At 67.4% G+C, this 17,237-nt stretch carries 14 protein-coding genes and 1 pseudogene; all 15 read right to left on the bottom strand.

From position 1 onward, the window contains the following. Window positions 1-4: 4 nt before the first annotated feature. Window positions 5-646: an acetyltransferase gene (locus tag HBH26_RS02765; protein ID WP_168133093.1), complete on the bottom strand. Its 642-nt coding sequence runs from the start codon at window positions 644-646 to the stop codon at window positions 5-7. Beyond that, a complete protein-coding gene (neuC, locus tag HBH26_RS02760) occupies window positions 646-1,773 on the bottom strand; it encodes a UDP-N-acetylglucosamine 2-epimerase (RefSeq protein WP_168133092.1) in 1,128 nt (375 codons plus the stop codon). The genes HBH26_RS02765 and neuC overlap by 1 nt, the downstream gene beginning before the upstream one ends. Then, window positions 1,770-2,801: an N-acetylneuraminate synthase gene (neuB, locus tag HBH26_RS02755; protein WP_209308300.1), complete on the bottom strand. Its 1,032-nt coding sequence runs from the start codon at window positions 2,799-2,801 to the stop codon at window positions 1,770-1,772. Before neuB ends, neuC begins: the two co-directional genes overlap by 4 nt. Further along, window positions 2,795-3,565, bottom strand: a complete 771-nt coding sequence (locus HBH26_RS02750) for an SDR family oxidoreductase (RefSeq protein ID WP_168133091.1) — start codon at window positions 3,563-3,565, stop codon at window positions 2,795-2,797. The genes neuB and HBH26_RS02750 overlap by 7 nt, the downstream gene beginning before the upstream one ends. Further along, a complete protein-coding gene (locus tag HBH26_RS02745) occupies window positions 3,555-4,241 on the bottom strand; it encodes an acylneuraminate cytidylyltransferase family protein (RefSeq protein WP_168133090.1) in 687 nt (228 codons plus the stop codon). Before HBH26_RS02745 ends, HBH26_RS02750 begins: the two co-directional genes overlap by 11 nt. Further along, window positions 4,238-5,224: a Gfo/Idh/MocA family protein gene (locus HBH26_RS02740; RefSeq protein WP_168133089.1), complete on the bottom strand. Its 987-nt coding sequence runs from the start codon at window positions 5,222-5,224 to the stop codon at window positions 4,238-4,240. The genes HBH26_RS02745 and HBH26_RS02740 overlap by 4 nt, the downstream gene beginning before the upstream one ends. After that, on the bottom strand, window positions 5,224-7,473 hold the full coding sequence (locus HBH26_RS02735) for an N-acetylneuraminate synthase family protein (RefSeq protein WP_168133088.1): 2,250 nt from the start codon (window positions 7,471-7,473) through the stop codon (window positions 5,224-5,226). The genes HBH26_RS02740 and HBH26_RS02735 overlap by 1 nt, the downstream gene beginning before the upstream one ends. Further along, complete coding sequence (locus HBH26_RS02730) at window positions 7,470-8,156, bottom strand: acylneuraminate cytidylyltransferase family protein (protein ID WP_168133087.1); 687 nt, start codon at window positions 8,154-8,156, stop codon at window positions 7,470-7,472. The genes HBH26_RS02735 and HBH26_RS02730 overlap by 4 nt, the downstream gene beginning before the upstream one ends. Further along, complete coding sequence (locus HBH26_RS02725; RefSeq protein WP_168133086.1) at window positions 8,153-9,109, bottom strand: UDP-glucuronic acid decarboxylase family protein; 957 nt, start codon at window positions 9,107-9,109, stop codon at window positions 8,153-8,155. The genes HBH26_RS02730 and HBH26_RS02725 overlap by 4 nt, the downstream gene beginning before the upstream one ends. Further along, the gene (locus HBH26_RS02720; RefSeq protein WP_168133085.1) at window positions 9,106-10,299 is read right to left on the bottom strand and encodes a hypothetical protein; all 1,194 of its coding nucleotides are present in this window, start codon (window positions 10,297-10,299) and stop codon (window positions 9,106-9,108) included. Before HBH26_RS02720 ends, HBH26_RS02725 begins: the two co-directional genes overlap by 4 nt. A 65-nt stretch (window positions 10,300-10,364) precedes the next feature. Then, window positions 10,365-12,491: a GumC family protein gene (locus tag HBH26_RS02715; protein WP_168133469.1), complete on the bottom strand. Its 2,127-nt coding sequence runs from the start codon at window positions 12,489-12,491 to the stop codon at window positions 10,365-10,367. 93 nt (window positions 12,492-12,584) lie between these two features. Beyond that, window positions 12,585-13,304: a polysaccharide biosynthesis/export family protein gene (locus HBH26_RS02710; protein ID WP_168133084.1), complete on the bottom strand. Its 720-nt coding sequence runs from the start codon at window positions 13,302-13,304 to the stop codon at window positions 12,585-12,587. A gap of 3 nt (window positions 13,305-13,307) precedes the next feature. After that, window positions 13,308-14,675: an O-antigen ligase family protein gene (locus tag HBH26_RS02705; RefSeq protein WP_168133083.1), complete on the bottom strand. Its 1,368-nt coding sequence runs from the start codon at window positions 14,673-14,675 to the stop codon at window positions 13,308-13,310. 75 nt (window positions 14,676-14,750) lie between these two features. Continuing rightward, window positions 14,751-16,655, bottom strand: a complete 1,905-nt coding sequence (locus tag HBH26_RS02700; protein WP_168133082.1) for a polysaccharide biosynthesis protein — start codon at window positions 16,653-16,655, stop codon at window positions 14,751-14,753. A gap of 474 nt (window positions 16,656-17,129) precedes the next feature. Continuing rightward, window positions 17,130-17,237: pseudogene (locus tag HBH26_RS02695) on the bottom strand (IS5 family transposase); the annotation flags it as partial.

Below are 17,237 nucleotides of genomic sequence, written 5' to 3'. Positions count from 1 at the left end.
AATCCTACTCAAAAGGCGACAGGCGTCGTATCTCGGTCGCTGGACTTCCGACCACGACCGCCCCGGCCGCGACGTCGCGTGTGACGGTCGCATTCATTCCCACCAAAGCGCCGTCGCCGATCCTGGTGCCCTGTCGCATCGACGCGCCGAGAGCGATCTCGGCGCCCGCGCCGACCACGACCGCGCCAGGAATGACGACGCCCGGCGCCAGCGTGGCGAAGTCGCGAAGGTCGGCATCATGGGCGACGATGGCGCCCATGTTGACCACGACATGGCGGCCGATACGAGCCGCGCTGCTCACGATCGCGCCGACTCCGATCAGGCTGCCTTCGCCGATCGACGCGTCCCCCGCCACGACGGCGGATGGATGGCGCATCGTCGCCCATTGCCGCACGCCACCGAGCCTCCGCTCGACCGCGCGCCGGACACGCGGTGCCCCGATGGCGATGTGGAAGAACGCATCGACGTGATCGGCTGCGTCTGCGGTAGTCCCCAGGACCGGCACTCCGTCGACGATCGCGCCGGTGAGCGTCGGATCGTCGTCGAGAACGGCACGGATCGTCCAGTCTTGCGGGCAGTCGCGCGCGAGCCAGATCATCTCCCGTGCCAGCCCGCCGGCGCCGATGATGACGAGGTCGGCGGGCATCAGAACGTCATCGCCTTCTTCAGGAGCGCGGCGTCGACGGGCGTCTTCGCCAGCAAATCCGCAATGCGCGCGTCGGTGCGCCCATCGCCGTAGAGGTTGACGATCGGGTAGCGCCCCGCCGCCAGCTGCGCCCGGATCGCCGCGACGATCGCGCCGGTCCCGATCTCGACGTCGCGGACGTTGGGGTTTCGTTCGCGCCCGCTCTGCCGATCCCCAATATTCACCACCGGCAAGCCGAAGCTCGCCGCCTCGATGATGCCGCTGCTGGAATTGCCCACCAGCACGTCGGCGGACGCGAGAAGCGACAGGTAGGTGGTGCGCTCGACATGAGCCGCTGTGGCCAGTGCCGGGCGATCTCGCGCGGCTCGCAACATGGCGCTTCGGATCGCCTCGTTGCCGGCGTCGGCGTTTGGGAGAAGGCAGATCGCCTGCAGATCGCACGCGGCGATCGCCTCCATGAGGCGAGCGGCCTGCTCCCCGGCGAGCGCCGCGTCCTGCACCACCGGATGGAACAGCACCACCGCGAGCGGGCGGGTCGCATCGAGCGCGAACCGATCGCACAATGCGCTTCGGGAGATCGCCGCGTCCTCGGTGATCCCCACAAGTCCGGGGGAACCGACGACATGGACGCGGGATGTCTCCTCGCCGGAACGCCGCAGCCGCTGCGCCGCCTCTTCCGTCGCGGCGAGATGCAGATGCGCCAGCCGCGAGATCGCGTGACGCATCGCATCGTCCACGGTGCCTGACCGTTCGCCGCCACACGCATGGGCGATCGGGATGTTCAGAAGCGTCGCCGCCAATGCCGCGGCCAGCATCTCCCACCGGTCGCCGAGAAGAAGAAGCACGTCGGGACGCTGCGCCGTGAGCCATTCGGCCACCTGCTGCGCGAACGCGCCGGCCGCGCTCGCCATCTCTCCGTCGTCGTCGACGTTTACCGGCATCTCCGCGGCGATCGGAAGCCCGCTCGCGAGGATGTCCCGACGCGTCTCGCCATACCGATCCGAGAGGTGCATCCCCGTGACCAACAGCTCGAGCGAAAGGTCAGGGTGCCGATCGATCTCCGCGAGGGTCCGCTGCATCAATCCGAAGTCGGCCCGCGTCCCGGTCACATAGGCGACCCGCCTCACATCAGGTGGTCCCACGACAGCATCGCGCCCGCGCGGATCGGGGCCCTCGCCACGCGCCCGACCACCTCGCCGGCGTGTTCGGCCCCCAGCCCGGTTCCCGGCCGGAGCGTGTCGAGGTCGTCGGCCTCGATCCGATCCCCGGCCTGGAGGTCGCGCGCGGCGAAAAGGCTGCGCCGCACCAGCGCACGGACCGGCGCCTCCGTCTCCGTCGGCACCTTGCGACCGTCACCGATCGCCTTCTCCACGGTGCGGATGCCGGCGATCATGGCGGTCAGTTCGTCGCAGGTGAGCGACGCGCGGTGATCCGGGCCGGGCAACGATCGATCGAGGGTGAAATGCTTTTCGATCGCGCGCGCGCCGCGGGCCGCGGCGGCGATGGCAACGACGGTCCCTTCGCTATGGTCCGAATAGCCCACCGGCAGCCCGGTTGCCGCCGCGATCGTGTCCATCGCGGCGAGATTCACGTCTTCCGCCGCGGCGGGGTAGTTGGAGGTGCAATGCAGCACCGTCAGGTCCTCCGGACCGGTCTCGCGTCCGTCGGCGGCCCGGATCGCCCGGATCCATTCGATCGCCCGGGTAACCTCGTCGAGATCGGCCATGCCGGTCGACAGGATCATCGGACGCCGCTGCCGCGCGATCTCCTCGAGGAACAGCCGGTTGGTGACTTCGCCCGACGGAATCTTGATCCGCACCATCCCGATCCGCATCAGCAGCGAGAGGGCCCAACGGTCGAACGGGGTCGACATGAACTCGATCCCGCGCTGCGCGCAGCGCGCGGCGATCGCCACGTGATCCGCCTCGCTCAGCTCCAGCTTCCGGATCAACTCGTGCTGATCCTGTTCGCCGGTCGTCGCCTTCTGGTATTCGGCGGTGCCGGTGCCGCGCGCGACGACGCGATCCGCGCGGAAGGTCTGGAACTTGACCGCATCCGCGCCCGCGCGAGCGGCCGCGTCGACGAGGTCGAGCGCCATGTCGAGGGAGCCGTTGTGATTGACCCCCGCCTCGGCGATGACAAAACACTTCACCACGCGGTCAATCCTCCGTCCACAACGATGTTCTGTCCGGTTACGTAGCTGGACGCGTCCGACGCGAGGTAGACCACCGCCCCCCCCATCTCCTGCGGCTGCGCCATCCTTCCCAGCGGCACGCGCGCGCTGTACCGGTCGACGAAGGTGTCGTTCTGGCCGCTGAAGGTACCGCCGGGGGTCACCGCGTTCACGCGGACGTTGCTCGCCCCCCAATAGGAGGCGAGATACTTCGTCAGCCCCCACAGTGCCGCCTTTGACGCGCTGTAGACGGCGGGCGTGTTGATCGCCCTCCCCTCGTACAGCGAGCCTTCGTAGATGCGCTGGTCCGGAGCGACGATCCCGTAGATCGATAAGGTGTTGACGATGCTCCCCTTGCCCCGGCTCGCCATCGCGGGGCCGACGATCTGGCAGGCGTTGACCACGCCCTTCACGTTGACCGCCATCACCTCGTCCCAATCCTCTTCCGGGAACTCCTCGAACGGCGCGAAGAAGTTGGCGCTCTTCGCCGCGGCATTGTTCACCAGCACGTCGATCGGCCCCATGTCCCGGACGATGGCCGACAGGGTCTCCGCGAGGACCGGGCGGCGGGTGATGTCGCTCTCGTAGAGCACTCCTCCGACCGGCGGGGTCGAGCCCGCCCGATCGACCACGGCGACGCGCCCGCCACGCGCGGTGAGCGCCGCGGTCATCTCGCGCCCCAGGATCCCGGCACCGCCGCACAGCACGATCGCGCGGCCCGTGAGGTCGAAGGGGTCAGCCGCCATCGCGCATCTCCATCAGCATTTCGACGAGCCGAAAGTCGATCAGGCTGTCGACGTCGATCGAGCGTTCCCGCGGCATGACGTGCAGCCTGGTCCTTCCCTCCCACAGCCCGAGGGTGAGCGTATGGCGGTGCCATACGTAGATCGACGCGTTCATGGCGTAGACCGCCGGTGCCTGCTGCCGCGCGACGACGCCGCCCGCGGCTCGCTTCGACAGCACCGCGCGCCCGTCCTCGATCTCGACCATGTTGAAATAGGGATTCTTCTCGGCCGGGTACGCGGTGATGACGCAGTCGGTTTGCGCATCGAGCATGGCCATGCACGTCGCGACGTCGTCGCGCGTCCGCAACGGCGACGTAGGGTCGAGATCGACGATGCGGTCGATCTCGGCCCCCTCCGCTTCCAGTGCGTCGATCAGATGGGCGATGACCGGAAGCTTGGCGGCCTGCGCCGTGGCCATATGGTCGGGACGACGGAAGGGAACTTCCGCGCCCCACTCCCGTGCCACGGCCGCGATCTCCTCGCTGTCGGTGGAGACGACCACGCGATCGATGTCGTTCATGGAAAGCGCGAGCTCGATCGTGTGCGCGATCAGCGGCTTGCCGCGTAGCGGCCGGATATTCTTGCCCGGGAGCCCGGTGGAGCCGCCGCGCGCGCAGATCGTGGCGATCGTCGTCATGCCGTGGCTCCGTCGCGAAGGTGGGCGTTCGCGGCGATGGCGAGCCGGGTCGCGGCAAGCCCGGCCTCCAATGGCAGCGACGTCGGCGCGCCGGTCGTCACCGCCTCGACCAGCTCGCGCATGGCCTCGACATATGCCGGCCCCACGTCGAACCCATCTTCGATCCTTTCCTCGATCCCCGCATCGGTCGCGAGGATCAGTTCACGACGGCGGAGGTCCCACGTGACGGTCCCGAGGTCGCCGACGATCGACAGCCGTCGTACCGGCATTCGCGAGACGTAATCGAGTTGGATCGTGGCCGGGGCGCCCTCGAGCGTCTGCAGGAGGAGCGCGGCGACGTCCTCGCTCGTGATCTCGAGGTGTGACAGCGTCCCGCCGCAGGCGCCGACCAGCGCAAGTTCGTCGCCGAGCAACCAGCAGGCGAGATCGATCTCATGGACGAGGTCGAGGACGACCCCCCCGCCGCGCTGACGATCGGCACTGTAGCTGCGGCGATAATCCTGCGCCGGCCGCCAATCGGGGAGGTACTGTCCCACCTCGAAGCCGGCGCGCACCACGCGGCCCAACCGCCCCGCGTCGATCCACGACTTCGCCCGACGCAGCGACGGAAGAAAGCGGAGGACGCATCCCACCTGCGTCGGCGCGGCGCCCGACAGGGTCTCGAGCCGGCGGACGTCGTCGGCGGCGATGACGATCGGCTTTTCCACGAAGGTCGCGACCCCCGCCTCGAGCAGGGGCACCAGGACCTCCGCATGCCGGTCGGAGGGGTTGGCAAGCACCGCGAGCGTCGGCGTGGCGGCAAGCGCATCGGCGATGGTGCCGACCACGTCCGCTCCCAGTCCGCGACTGTAATCGTCCTCGCGGGCGCCGTCGCGCAGCAGCACGAAGTGCGTCGCCGGATCGATATCGCGCAGATTGTCGATGTGCCGCCGTCCGATCGATCCCGTTCCGATCACCAGTGCCCGAAGCGGAGGGACCGGCATCAGAACCAACGCTCCAGCTTCGTCAGCGCCTCCCAGAAGCCGGCGCCGTCGTTCTTATGCCCCTGCCAGATTTCCGGAATGAAGGACGCGGTAGGCGCGGTCCGATCGAGCGCATCGGCGACCAGGGCGAAATCCATGTTCCCTTCGCCGATCTGCAGTCCCTCGCCGTCCACCCCCTCGGCATCGACGATGTGCAGGTGCGCCGTCAACGGACCGACGGCCTCGAGGAACTCCTTGAACGACTCTCCGGCGTGCGTGCACGCGAGCTGCGAGTGCGACACGTCGAGGCAGTAGCGATAGCCGTGGGCACGATGGAAGGCGACGAGCTCATCGCTCGCCATGAACAGGTTATGGTAGCGCTGGCCCCCGAAATGCCACGGGAACGGCGGCATCGTCTGCGGGATGATCTCGACTCCCTCCGCGTCGACCTGCGCCAGCGATTTGGCGACCAGATCGTAGAGCGCTTGCCGCTCGCCGACGGGGATCGGCCCATCCATGGAGAAGCCGCCGGCATTGATGATGATGCACGGGCGCTTCGCCCGGTCGAAGTGCGAGGCCAGCCGCCGCGTCACCTCCACGACCCGCTGCAGCTCGGCGATCGAATGCGCGCGGTAGGCCGGGTCTGGAGAGCACAAGTCCATGATGTGGTCATGCGCGAACAGCTCGGGGCTGTGCACCACCAGATCGAGGTCGAAGTTCCTGCCGCCCAGATGCGCCTCGACGTCCTCGTCCATGTCCTTGTAGCTGAGATGGAACTCGAGCAGATCGAGGTTCGTGGCGGCCGCCATCTTCTCGACGTCGTGGTATCGCACCGGCACGCCGAACGGGCGCCTGAACGTGAACGGACGCGCCTCGTAGTGCGAGACCTCGATGTCGGTGGGATAGAAGAAATCGCCCTCCGCGAAGTCCCGCAACGCTGCGCGACCGACCAGTTCCGCCTTGCGATACGGCTGCAGCCCCTGCCCAGGACTGCGCGTCGAGACCATGTCCGCGGCAATCGTCTCGCCCTTCGCGATCGGACGGGCCGCGACCAGGCTCTTGGCCAGGATCTCGCGGTTCATCATCTCGCCCTGCGTGATGCGACGCACGTCGCCCGACCCGAGCGATTCCTCGACCTCGCGGATCGCACCGACCATCTGTCGGAACTCGTCCGGCAGCAGGCTGACACGATGGTCGTTCCCTTCCATACCGCGGTCGACGGTGAAATGCTTCTCGATCACTCGCGCGCCGCGCGCGACCGCGGCCACCGCGACGGCGATCCCGCGCTCGTGGCCGGAATAGCCGACCATGCAGTCGCCGATCGTGCGCAGCCGATCCATGTAGCGCAGGTTGATGTCCTTGAACGGCGCCGGATAGGTCGAGTTGACGTGCAGCAGCACGTACGGAGCGGCATGGTCCTTGAGAATCTTCACCGCTGCGACGATTTCCGCCTCCGACGACATGCCGGTCGAGCAGATCAGCGTCCGCCCCGTGCGTGCCATGGCCGCCAGGAAGTCGTGGTTGGTGAGATCGGCCGAGGCGAGCTTGAACCCAGGCATGCCGTAGTCGACGAGGACGGCGAGGCTCTCTTCGTCCCACGGCGTGCACAGCGGCATGATGCCGCGCGTCTTGCAGTGGTCGAAGACTTCGATCATCTCCTCGTTGGTGAGCTGAAAGCGCGACAACAGGTCGAGAGTGTATTGGGCGCCGAGATCCGCGCTCGTATCATTCGCATCGCCGGCATTGCGGTAGAGCGACGACAGGCTGCGCATCTGGAACTTCGCGCAGTCCGCCCCCGCTTCCGCGGCGAGGTCGACCAGGCGCTTGGCGAGTTCGATGCTGCCGTTGTGGTTGTTGCCGATCTCGGCGATGACGAATGCCGGGGTGTCGTCCGAAATGACGAAATCCCCGATCTGCGTCTTCGGCTCGCCACGCCGCGCGATCGCGACCAGGTGGCGATGGCGGTCGACCAGCGGGATGATCGTGATGCGTTCGTCGAGCGCCTGCTCGAGCTGATCGATCGACGTATCCTGCGGAAAGGACACGAAGTCGGTGTTCGCCACCGTCAGCGCGGCCACGTTGGTGTCGAAGCGGGGGTTCGCCGTGATCCAGCGGCGCACGTCGCCATCGGTCAGCACGCCCTCGACGGCGCCGGAGGCCGACACGCAGAAGACGACGCGCGACCGATTGTCGCTGATCTTCGTCAGCGCCTTTGCCAGGCTGTCTTCGGAGAAGACGATGAAGGGCGCGGTATTCTTGTCGATGATCATCGGAATTCGATCGCTTTCATCACGGCTTCGACCATGGCGAAGTCGACGAGGCTGTCGATCTCCAGACCCTCCTCCTCGCGCATGACGAACATGTCGATACGTCCGCACAGACGATTGCCGCTTGCCGCGAACGCGTCGGTCCTGGTCAGGTAGAGCGAACCGTTCTCGCGGAAGGACCGATCCTCGGGACGAATATCCTGTCGCCGCGGACGGTTGCGGAAATCGTACAGCGCCTCGGGCACGGACGGGTTCTTCCAGAAGAAATGGTGGTTCTCGTTCACGCCCAGCAACGAGTCGGCACCGCCGGCCGCGAACTGCGCCAGCGCGGCGGGGATGGTGTCCGGCAGACGCAGCGGAGAGGTCGGCTGCAGCAGGAGAACCGCGTCGAACCGCTCCCCCTGCTCCTCGTACCAGCGCACCGCATGCGCCATCACGGGCTCCGTCGCGGCGGTATCGCTCGCGAGTTCGGCCGGTCGCAGGAACGGAACGTCGGCACCGTGATCGCGTGCGACCGCGGCGATGTCGGCATCGTCGGTCGACACCACGACCCGCTCCAGCCCTGCATCGCGCGCCTGACGGATGCTCCAGGCGATCAGCGGCAGGCCATGGATGGGACGAAGGTTCTTTCCCGGGACTCCCTTCGACCCGCCACGCGCAGGAATGATGGCGAGGACGTCGCTCATCGTTCCAGCAGGTCGCGGAAGTAGGCGATGGTCTCGCGCAGGCCGTCCTCGAGCGCGACGGTCGGCGCCCATCCGAGGTCACGCTTGGCGATCGAGATATCGGGTTGGCGCTGGCGGGGATCGTCGGCGGGGAGCGGGCGGTAGACGATGCGGCTCGCCGATCCGACGAGCGACAGCACGCGCTCGGCCAGTTCGAGCATCGAGAACTCGCCGGGATTGCCGAGGTTGATCGGCCCGGTGGTTTCCGGCGGGCTCGCCATGAGGCGCACGAGCCCGTCCACGAGATCACTCACGTAGCAGAAGCTGCGGGTCTGGGAGCCGTCGCCGTAGATCGTGATGTCCTCGCCCTTCAGCGCCTGGACGATGAAGTTGCTGACGACCCGTCCGTCGTTCGGGTGCATGCGCGGACCATAGGTGTTGAAGATCCGCGCGACCTTGATCGGGATGGCGTGCTTGCGGTGGTAATCGAAGAACAGGGTCTCCGCGACGCGCTTTCCCTCATCGTAGCAGCTGCGGGTCCCGATCGGGTTGACGTTGCCCCAATAATCCTCGGTCTGCGGGTGGATCGACGGGTCGCCGTAGATCTCGCTGGTCGAAGCCTGGAGGATCTTCGCTCCGGTCCGCTTCGCCAGCCCGAGCATGTTCATGGCACCCATGAAGCTGGTCTTGGTCGTCTGGATTGGGTCGTACTGGTAATGCTGCGGCGATGCCGGGCAGGCGAGATTGTAGATTTCCTGCACCTCGACGTGCAGCGGATTGATCACGTCGTGGCGGACCATCTCGAAATCGGGCCGGCCGAGAAGGTGGAAGATGTTGGCGCGCGATCCCGTGCGGTAGGAATCGACGCAAAGGACGTTGTTGCCTGCCTCCAGCAATCGCTCGCACAGATGGGAACCGACGAAACCCGCCCCCCCCGTCACGAGGATCATCTTCTGGTTCGGAGAAACTGTCATCGCGGGTCCTGATCGGAGGAGTCGGTTGATCGTGCACCGCCCGTCGCGGGCGTCAGGCGAAAGCGGGACAGCCGTCCCTCGACGGCGTCCTCGGGCGTGGTCTTTCCTTCCAGCGCGAGCCAGACGAAGGCGCATCCTCGAGGGACGTCGACGATGCGCGCCACGCCGGCGGGCGAGTTGGGACGGAGGCCGAGCGTTCCGAGCTGCGCCCCCGTCTGGGCGCAGGTCACGCGCCCGGCGACGAGCGCCGCGGCTGGGCCGACCATGGTGCCGGCCAGGTCGAGCCGGTGTGGCCCCGGGCGGACCGCGATCAGCCGCCGGAGCAGAAGCCCGCTGCCGTCTCCGAGCAAGGTGAAGTGGAACAGACCGGCCTTCGCATCGATGGCGCCATCGATGCCGGGCCCGTTCTGGACTTCCCAGTCGAAGGGCGCGAAGCGGCTCGGGCGGGCGAAGTCGGCGCGTCCGCCCTGATCCGGCGCTTGGTCGAAGCGGCGATAGGCCGCCGCCGCCGCAGGATAATCCCGCAGCGCCGCGAGTTGCTTGACGAGGTTCTGTCGTCGTCCCTCGCTCAGCCCGGTGGCCGTCGTCGGCGCCGCGGTGATCGCCGGCAGCAAGGTGCCGAGGTCGCGATCGTTGCTGATCGCCCAGTCGATGAAATAGCCGACCCAAGGGGCACCCACGCCCAGCAGCCGACGCAGGTCGGGCAGAACGCTCCGGTCGCGCGCCGCGGTCGCCAGGATGGGGAACAGCGTCTCGCCCATCTCCGGCTTGCGCCGCAGGACATGGTCGTACCCCGTCAGCGCTCCCGACACGTTCCCCTGCGCGACATTGGCTTCGATCAGAAGAAGCTGGGTCGCGGCGTCATGCCGCGTCAGGCGCTGCCCCGCATCGAGCGCGCCCAACAGCTTCGCGTCGCTACCGCCTCTCTCCAGACCGAGCGCGGCGAGCCGCACCGCGACGGGATTGAGCAGCGAGCCCCGGAGCGACGCCCTCGCCGCTTGCTCGCTGGCCGCGCGCACCCGTTCGTCGGCGGGGGCGGCGAGGAAGGCCTGATCCGCGGCATTCGCGCGGGCGAGCGCGTCGTTGGGGTGGACGCGGAGCGCCGCCGTGGGAGCGCGGGCGCGAGTCACGCCCACGAACGCGTCCGCTCCCGAGAGGGCGGCAAGCACGAGGCCCGCCGCGCCGGCCATGCCGAGGACGAGCCGGGGTACTCCCGGCGCAGCCTCGCTGACGCGCTGCCGCGCGGAGGCTCGCATCAGTCGTCCCGATCCGCGCGACCCTGGCCGTAGCCGTAGCCGTAGCCGTAGCCGTAGCCGTAGCCCGTTTGGCGGGTATCGAGCTTGGTGAAGATCGCTCCCACCACATGGGCGTGCACATCGTTGAGACGGCGAAGCGCCGTCTGGACGCCTCGGACGGCCACCCCGTTCGATTCGACGACGAGCACGCATCCCTCGACCGCCCGGGTCAGCAGCGGCGCGTCCGCCAAGCCGAGGATCGGCGGACTGTCGATCAGGACGTGATCGAATTCCTGCATCAGCTGATCGAGCAGAGCGTGCAACCGGTCACTGGTCAGCAACTCGCCGGCGCTCGGCGGGGTCGGCCCGGCCGGGAGGACCATCATGTTCTTGAATTCGCTCTCGCTGACGAGGTGCGCCCAGTCGTCGTCGCCGGCGAGGTAGTTGCTGAGCCCCTTTTCGTTCGACAGCCCCACCATCGTGTGGACCGACGGCGACCGCATGTCGGCGTCGATCAACACCACGCGCTTGCCGGTGCGGCCGAGCACGGTGGCGAGCGCGAAACAGCTCGTCGACTTGCCCTCCGCGGGACGCGTGCTCGTGACCGCCAGCGTGCGCGGGAAGCCATGATCGGTGGAGAACGCCAGGCTCGACCGGATCGCCAGATAGGCCTCGAAGATCGGCGACTTGGTATCGCGCAGTTCGTCGAGCGTATCCTTGTCGGTGAGCGGGATGGTCCCCAGCAGGGGCACCTTCAGCTGGGCCGGGATCTGGTTGGGATCGCGGAAGCCCTCGTCGATCTGGTTCAGCGCCACCACCGTGAGACCGGCGAGCACCAGCCCGGCCAGCAGCGCGAGCGCCAGATTGACCTTCAGGTTGGGTGCGGAAGGCTTCTCGGGCAGCTTCGCGGGATCGATGATGGCGATGTTGCTCGCGCCGACCCCGGCGACGCCGATCTCCTTGTAGCGCTGCAGCAGCGCTTCGTAGAGCTGCCGGTTCGTATCGACCTCGCGCTGGTAGATGTTGAGCTGGATGCTGTCGGTATTCTGCTGCGCGAGCTGCGAGGTCAGCTGATCGACGCGAGTGCGCAGCGCCTGCTCGCGCGAGCGCGCCGCCTCGATGTCGTTGCCGATCCCACCCGAGATCCGGCTTTCCTCACGCGCGATGCTGCGGTCGAGCGCCGCGATCTGGTCCGAAACGGCCTTCGCCTGGGGATAGCCCGGCTCGAACTGTACCATCAGGCGGGCGTAGTCGGCGGCGAGGCCGGCCCGCCGTTCGCGCAGCGCCGCGAGCGTGGGGCTCGAGATCGCCTGCGCCGAGGTCGAGCCGGAGCGGGACAGGCTCTCCGCCGCCACGCGCTCCGCGGTGGCACGCGCCAGCGCCGCGTTGAGCGCTTCGAGGTTTTCCGAGATTAGCGTGCGGTCGGTGCGGCTCTTGCCCTCCGGCGTCACGGTCGTCGACAGCGAGACGATCCGCTTGTCACCGGCGTAGCGGACGAGATCGCGCTCCGACTGCTCGAGCCGCCCGCGCAGATCCGTCAGGCGTCGTTCGAGCAACTCGCGCGCATCGGCGGTCGACGCGAAGCGCCGGTCCACGCTGGCCGCCACGAACTCCTTGCTCCAGGCGTTCGCGATCCTTGCCGACATCGCGGGGGAATTGCTGGTATAGCGCACGTCGACCAGGCTCGAGCCGCGGACGGGAGAAATCTCGATGTGGTCGAGCAGCAATTCGACGGACAGCGCCTCGCGCCGCTTCAGCTCCTCGACGCCGCTGCGCGCCTGCTCACCGAACAGCGAACCGCGCTGGGGATCCACCCCATGCGCCTCGAAGAAGGCGCCGTCGCTCTTCAGGTTGAGCGCGCGCGCCACCCGCTCCGCCAGCGAGCGCGCTTCGAGCAGCGCGTATTGCGTCGAATAGAATTCGAGGTCGCGGCCGACCTGCTCCGACTCCACGCCTTGGACGTTGGTGATGTTCTTCTGCTCGCGGCTGATCTCGACCCGCACCGATGCGGTGTAGCGCGGCGTCATCATCAAGGTCGCGATGAGCCCCACGACGAGCGCGGACGCCACGATCGCGAGGATCACCCACCGCCAGCGGCGGACCAGCTGCCAATATTGCAGGATGATCGGCGGCGTGCCGGCGGCCATGCCGCCGGGCACCGGCGCCACAACGAGCGCGCCGGGTTGAGAATTGGCGGTCAGCATGAGCGGTTGTCTCTGTGGCGAGGACGCACGAGGCGATCAGTTGTTGTTGAGATAGGCGATCAGCGGCGCCGTCAGCAGCGGCGTGGCCTGGAGAATGTCGCGGAAGAGACGACGCCCCGGCGAATCGCCGACGACGATGACGTCGTTCGCGAAGATCTCCGGATCGGCGTAAGCGCCGCGCTGGATCGCCTTCAGATTGTAGAGGGCCGCCATCTTGCGCCCGCCGACCGTGCGAAAGACGACGACGTCGTTCAGCTTGGCGAATTCGCTCGTCCCCTTCGCGGTCGACACGGCGCGCATCAGCGTCATGCGTCCGATGACCGGATAGAGCCCCGGCTCGCGCACCTCTCCGCCGACGGACACGACCTGGCTCACCGTGTCGTCGAGGTTGACGGTCACCTGGGGGTCGCGAATGTAGCGGCCACGCAGCTTGTCGGCGATGAGGGTCGACACTTCCGCGGGCGTCTTGCCCGCCGCCTCCACCGATCCGATCAACGGGAAGGAGATCCGCCCGCTGGCATCGGTCTGGACCTTGAGAAGCTTCATCTCCTCGATGCCGAAGACGTCGATGGTGAGCTTGTCGAACGGCCCGATCAAATAGGGCCGATTGTCGGCGACGATATCGGTCCGGGTCGGCGGCGGCATCGAGTCGCCGGCGACGACCGCGATGTCGGGACTGCCGCCCAGCGGTGCCGGCTTGCCGGCGCATGCGGACAGCGCAAGCAGGCTCGAGGCCAGCAGGAAACGCTTGTTCATCACTTATCCTAAGACGGGTTGGCGGCTTCTAGGCGGATTGACGTCGGACTGCCAGCCCTCACGCTCCCGCTCGCCGACGGCATCCAGCATCCACATCAGCGCGACCACCACGAGCGCGGCGATCGACGGAGCGCGCGCAGGATAGTCGACCACGCTCGCCAGCGCGATCACGACGAGCACGATCAGCCCCGCCCGCCCGAGCAGCGGCGCGGTGCGCCCCGTGACCGGCCGGGACAGCATGCGCATCGACAGGCGGACCAGGGCCGCCAAAGCGGCGAGCGCCGCCACCGCGGCCGCAAGTCCGCCCTCGATCACGATCTGCAGCCAGTCGTTATGGGCCTGGTTGAGGTACGTGGGACCGAGGATCGCGTCGGGTTCGTTGATCTGGAAGACCTCCGCGAAGGTGCCGAATCCCGAGCCGAAGGGAAAGTAGATCGGCACCATCCGCAACACCGTGGGATAGACGACCAGACGTCGTCCCCCCTCCATCCCGTCGCCGAACAGCCGGGCAATCGACGGTGCGCGCGCGGCCACGACACTGAGCACGATCAGCAGCGTCAGCGCGCCGACCGCCAGGAGCGCGGGCGCCCAGCGGCGCACCGCTGCGAAGCGTCCGGAAGGTCGGGACCCGCGTGGCGCGCGTCCGAGCGAGAAGACCCACATCCCGCCCCCCATGCCGATCATCCCCAGCAGCAGGCCAGCGCGCGAGCCCGTCATCAGCAGGAGGGCGATCAGGAACAGCGCGAACGCCGACAGCATCCATTGCACGGCCTGACCGCGGTGCTGGTCCTTGCCGCTTTCGGCCGCGACGATCGCGATCAGCGGGAGCAGGCACGCGATGAACGCGGCATGATGGTTGCGGTTCGCGAACAGGCCGTTGGCGAAGCCCTCGCCCGTGTTGCGGTAGAGGTAGAGCGGGCTGGAGTCCGGGCCGATCACCTGTAGCACGCCGAGCAGCGCACCGAGGCCCCCGAGCGCCAGCAGGACATAAGCGGCCTGGCGGGTGCCGCGGGGTCCCGCGGCGATGCACAGGAACAGGGTGGCCGCCGGCACGAGCAGCGAGAACAAGGCGTTCGAGGTGCGCGCCGGCTGCATCGACAACGGGCGCCAAACGTCGGGGACGTTCAGGACTCGCATCACCTCGACCAGGGGCTCGCGCCCGGGAAGCGAGGTCCAGATCGACGGCGGCAGCGGAACGAGCTGCGCCGCCACGACGAGGACGCCCGCCAGCAGGAAGGCGATGGGCATGCGATAGTCCTTCCACCGCCGGAAGGACCGGACGACGCCCACCGCCAGGAACAGCGCCGCCAAGGGACGCAAGATCACCAGCGAGAGGGTGTCGGCGCGCGAGCTGCCCCCCAGCAGCGCCACCGCTACCAGGAAGACGAACAGGATCAGCCCATCGACCGTCGGACGACGAGATGCGGCGGCACTGCGGGTCACGGTTCAGCGCCCTGCGATGCTGACGACGGGCCGCGACGGGAAGGGAGCGACGTCGCGCGCGGCGATCGCGACATGGTCGACCAGATCGGACATCGGCTGAAAGTCGACCACCAGCGACCGCAGCACGTCGCGCGCCGCCGCGGCGTCGAGGCGCTCGATCGCCGCCAACAGTCGGTCGAGCTGCGGGCCCAGCGCCTGCCAGTCGAGATAGGCCTCGTTCGCCTTCATGATCCGCGGATGGTCCGTGGTCTCGGCGTCCGCGGCGATGAGAAGCTCCTCGTAGAGCTTCTCGCCCGGGCGCAGGCCGATGACCTGAATCTCGATGTCGCCCTCCGGATGTTCGCTGTCGCGCACGTGCAGGCCGGACAGCGTGATCATGTTGCGGGCGAGATCGATGATCCGAACCGGCTCGCCCATGTCCAGAAGGAACACTTCGCCGCCGCGTGCCATCGCGCCCGCCTGCAGCACGAGCTGGGCGGCCTCGGGAATGGTCATGAAATAGCGGGTAATGTCGGGGTGGGTGATGGTCACCGGCCCCCCGGCGGCGATCTGCGAACGGAACAGCGGCACCACCGATCCGCTCGATTCCAGCACGTTGCCGAACCTCACCATCGAGAAGCGGGTCGCCCCGCCGACGGCGTTCGATGCCTGGAGGACCATTTCGGCCAGCCGCTTCGTCGCCCCCATCACGTTGGTCGGTCGAACCGCCTTGTCGGTGCTGACGAGGGTGAAGTGCGACACGTCGAATTCGGCGGCCAGGCGCGCGCAGACCCAGGTGCCGATGACGTTGTTGCGGACGCCTTCGACGACGTTGTGCTCGACGAGCGGCACGTGCTTGTACGCCGCGGCGTGGAAGATCGTGTCGGGACGCCAGGCGGCGATGATCGCGCGCATCCGCTCGGCATCGCAGACCGACGCGAGCAGTGGCACCGGGGCGCTCGCACCCTCGCGGGACGACAGCTCCTGCGTGATCCGGTAGAGCGCATATTCGCTGTTGTCGACGAGCAGCAGGAGCTGCGGCTGGAGCGCCCAGATCTGCCGCACCAGCTCGCTGCCGATCGATCCGCCGGCGCCCGTCACCATCACGGTGCGGCCCGCCACGTTCCGCGCCAGGAGGTCGGTGTCACCGGTCCGCGCGGCCCGGCCCAGCAGGTCCTCGACATCCAGCTCGCGAAGGTCGCCGACCGAGATCCGGCCGCGTGCAATGTCGTCGATCGCCGGAAGCGTGCGGACCTTGACGCCCGAATCGCGGATCCGGTCAAGGATCTGACTGCGGCGCAGGCGCGTGGCCGAGGGCACCGCCAGCATGATCTCGTCGATCTGCTTGCCGGTGATCAGCTCGTTGACCGCGGCGCCGCTGAAGATCGGGAGCCCGTTCATCATGTGGCCAACGATGCTCGCATCGTCGTCTAGGAAACCCACGACCTTCATGTTGCGGGTCTGCTGGATCGCGGACGCCAGCTGCCGCCCCGCCGATCCCGCGCCGTAGATCATCACGCGGGAGCCGAACGACTGAAAACCAGTGGCTCCATTCATCATCATCAACAGCTGGTGCACGGTGGCGCGCGAAAAGATGACGAGAACGAACACGAGTACAGGCTGGATCACGCCAATGGTACGCGGCACGCCGGGGATGCCGAGGGTAAGAAATATCGACGCGTACAGGATGCCGTAAATCAACATCGCACGGGTGGCCGCCCCGAGCGACCACAGCCCGTTATAGCGAAAGATAACCCGGTACATGCCGCACCAAGCCAAGATAGGTATCAATAGGAACACTGAGACCACTGACGCGATCAGCGGCCCTCGCTCCAAAATGATCCAGTCGCCGAGCCGCAGATAAAAGGCCAGCACTACCGCAATCACAGCGATGCCGATGTCAACCGTAGCCGCGATCCCGCGCTTCATCGACCGAGGCAGATTGAGCACACGCCCAAGAAAACTTTTGTTTCGCAATGATTAAGTCCACTACCTAATACAGCTTAGGCGATATGCTGAGACATCCTCGCGCGGATCAGCACCTTGGCGACGGTCAACCCGTAGCGATCGCGTGACAAGCGTCTGGGATCATGCGCGTCAGATCGCACAGATCGCGGCAGGGTACAACTCATGCGGGTAGCATCGAGTCGATCGTTCGAGGACAGCGGTCCGGCTGCCGATCTGGCTGCCAGGTCAGAATCTTCTAGCAAACTCAGTGATTCTCGCAATTTAGCGGCACGGCGCGGGTCTTGCATTCGCCGCGTGTTAGCTAGGGCGATCATAGCCTGCTGATCGGAGCGCTTCGTCGGCCGATCTCAGCAGGTAAGCGCCACTGGGCAGCGCGACCGACAGGCATTAGCTAGCAAACGACCTGGCAAAGCCGCTAGGGTCAGGACTCGTTGATCAGAGCCAGAAGATGACTGTCGCAGCGAGGGCGACGGCGGAAAAGAAGGCTGTGGGGCAGCGATCGTAGCGGGTGGCGACGCGCCGCCAATCCTTGAGGCGGCCGAA

This window comes from Sphingomonas corticis (genome assembly GCF_012035195.1).
Taxonomy (GTDB): Bacteria; Pseudomonadota; Alphaproteobacteria; order Sphingomonadales; family Sphingomonadaceae; genus Sphingomonas; species Sphingomonas corticis.
The sequence above is the reverse complement of the archived record's forward strand: the minus strand, read 5'-3'. Positions and strand labels throughout refer to the sequence as shown.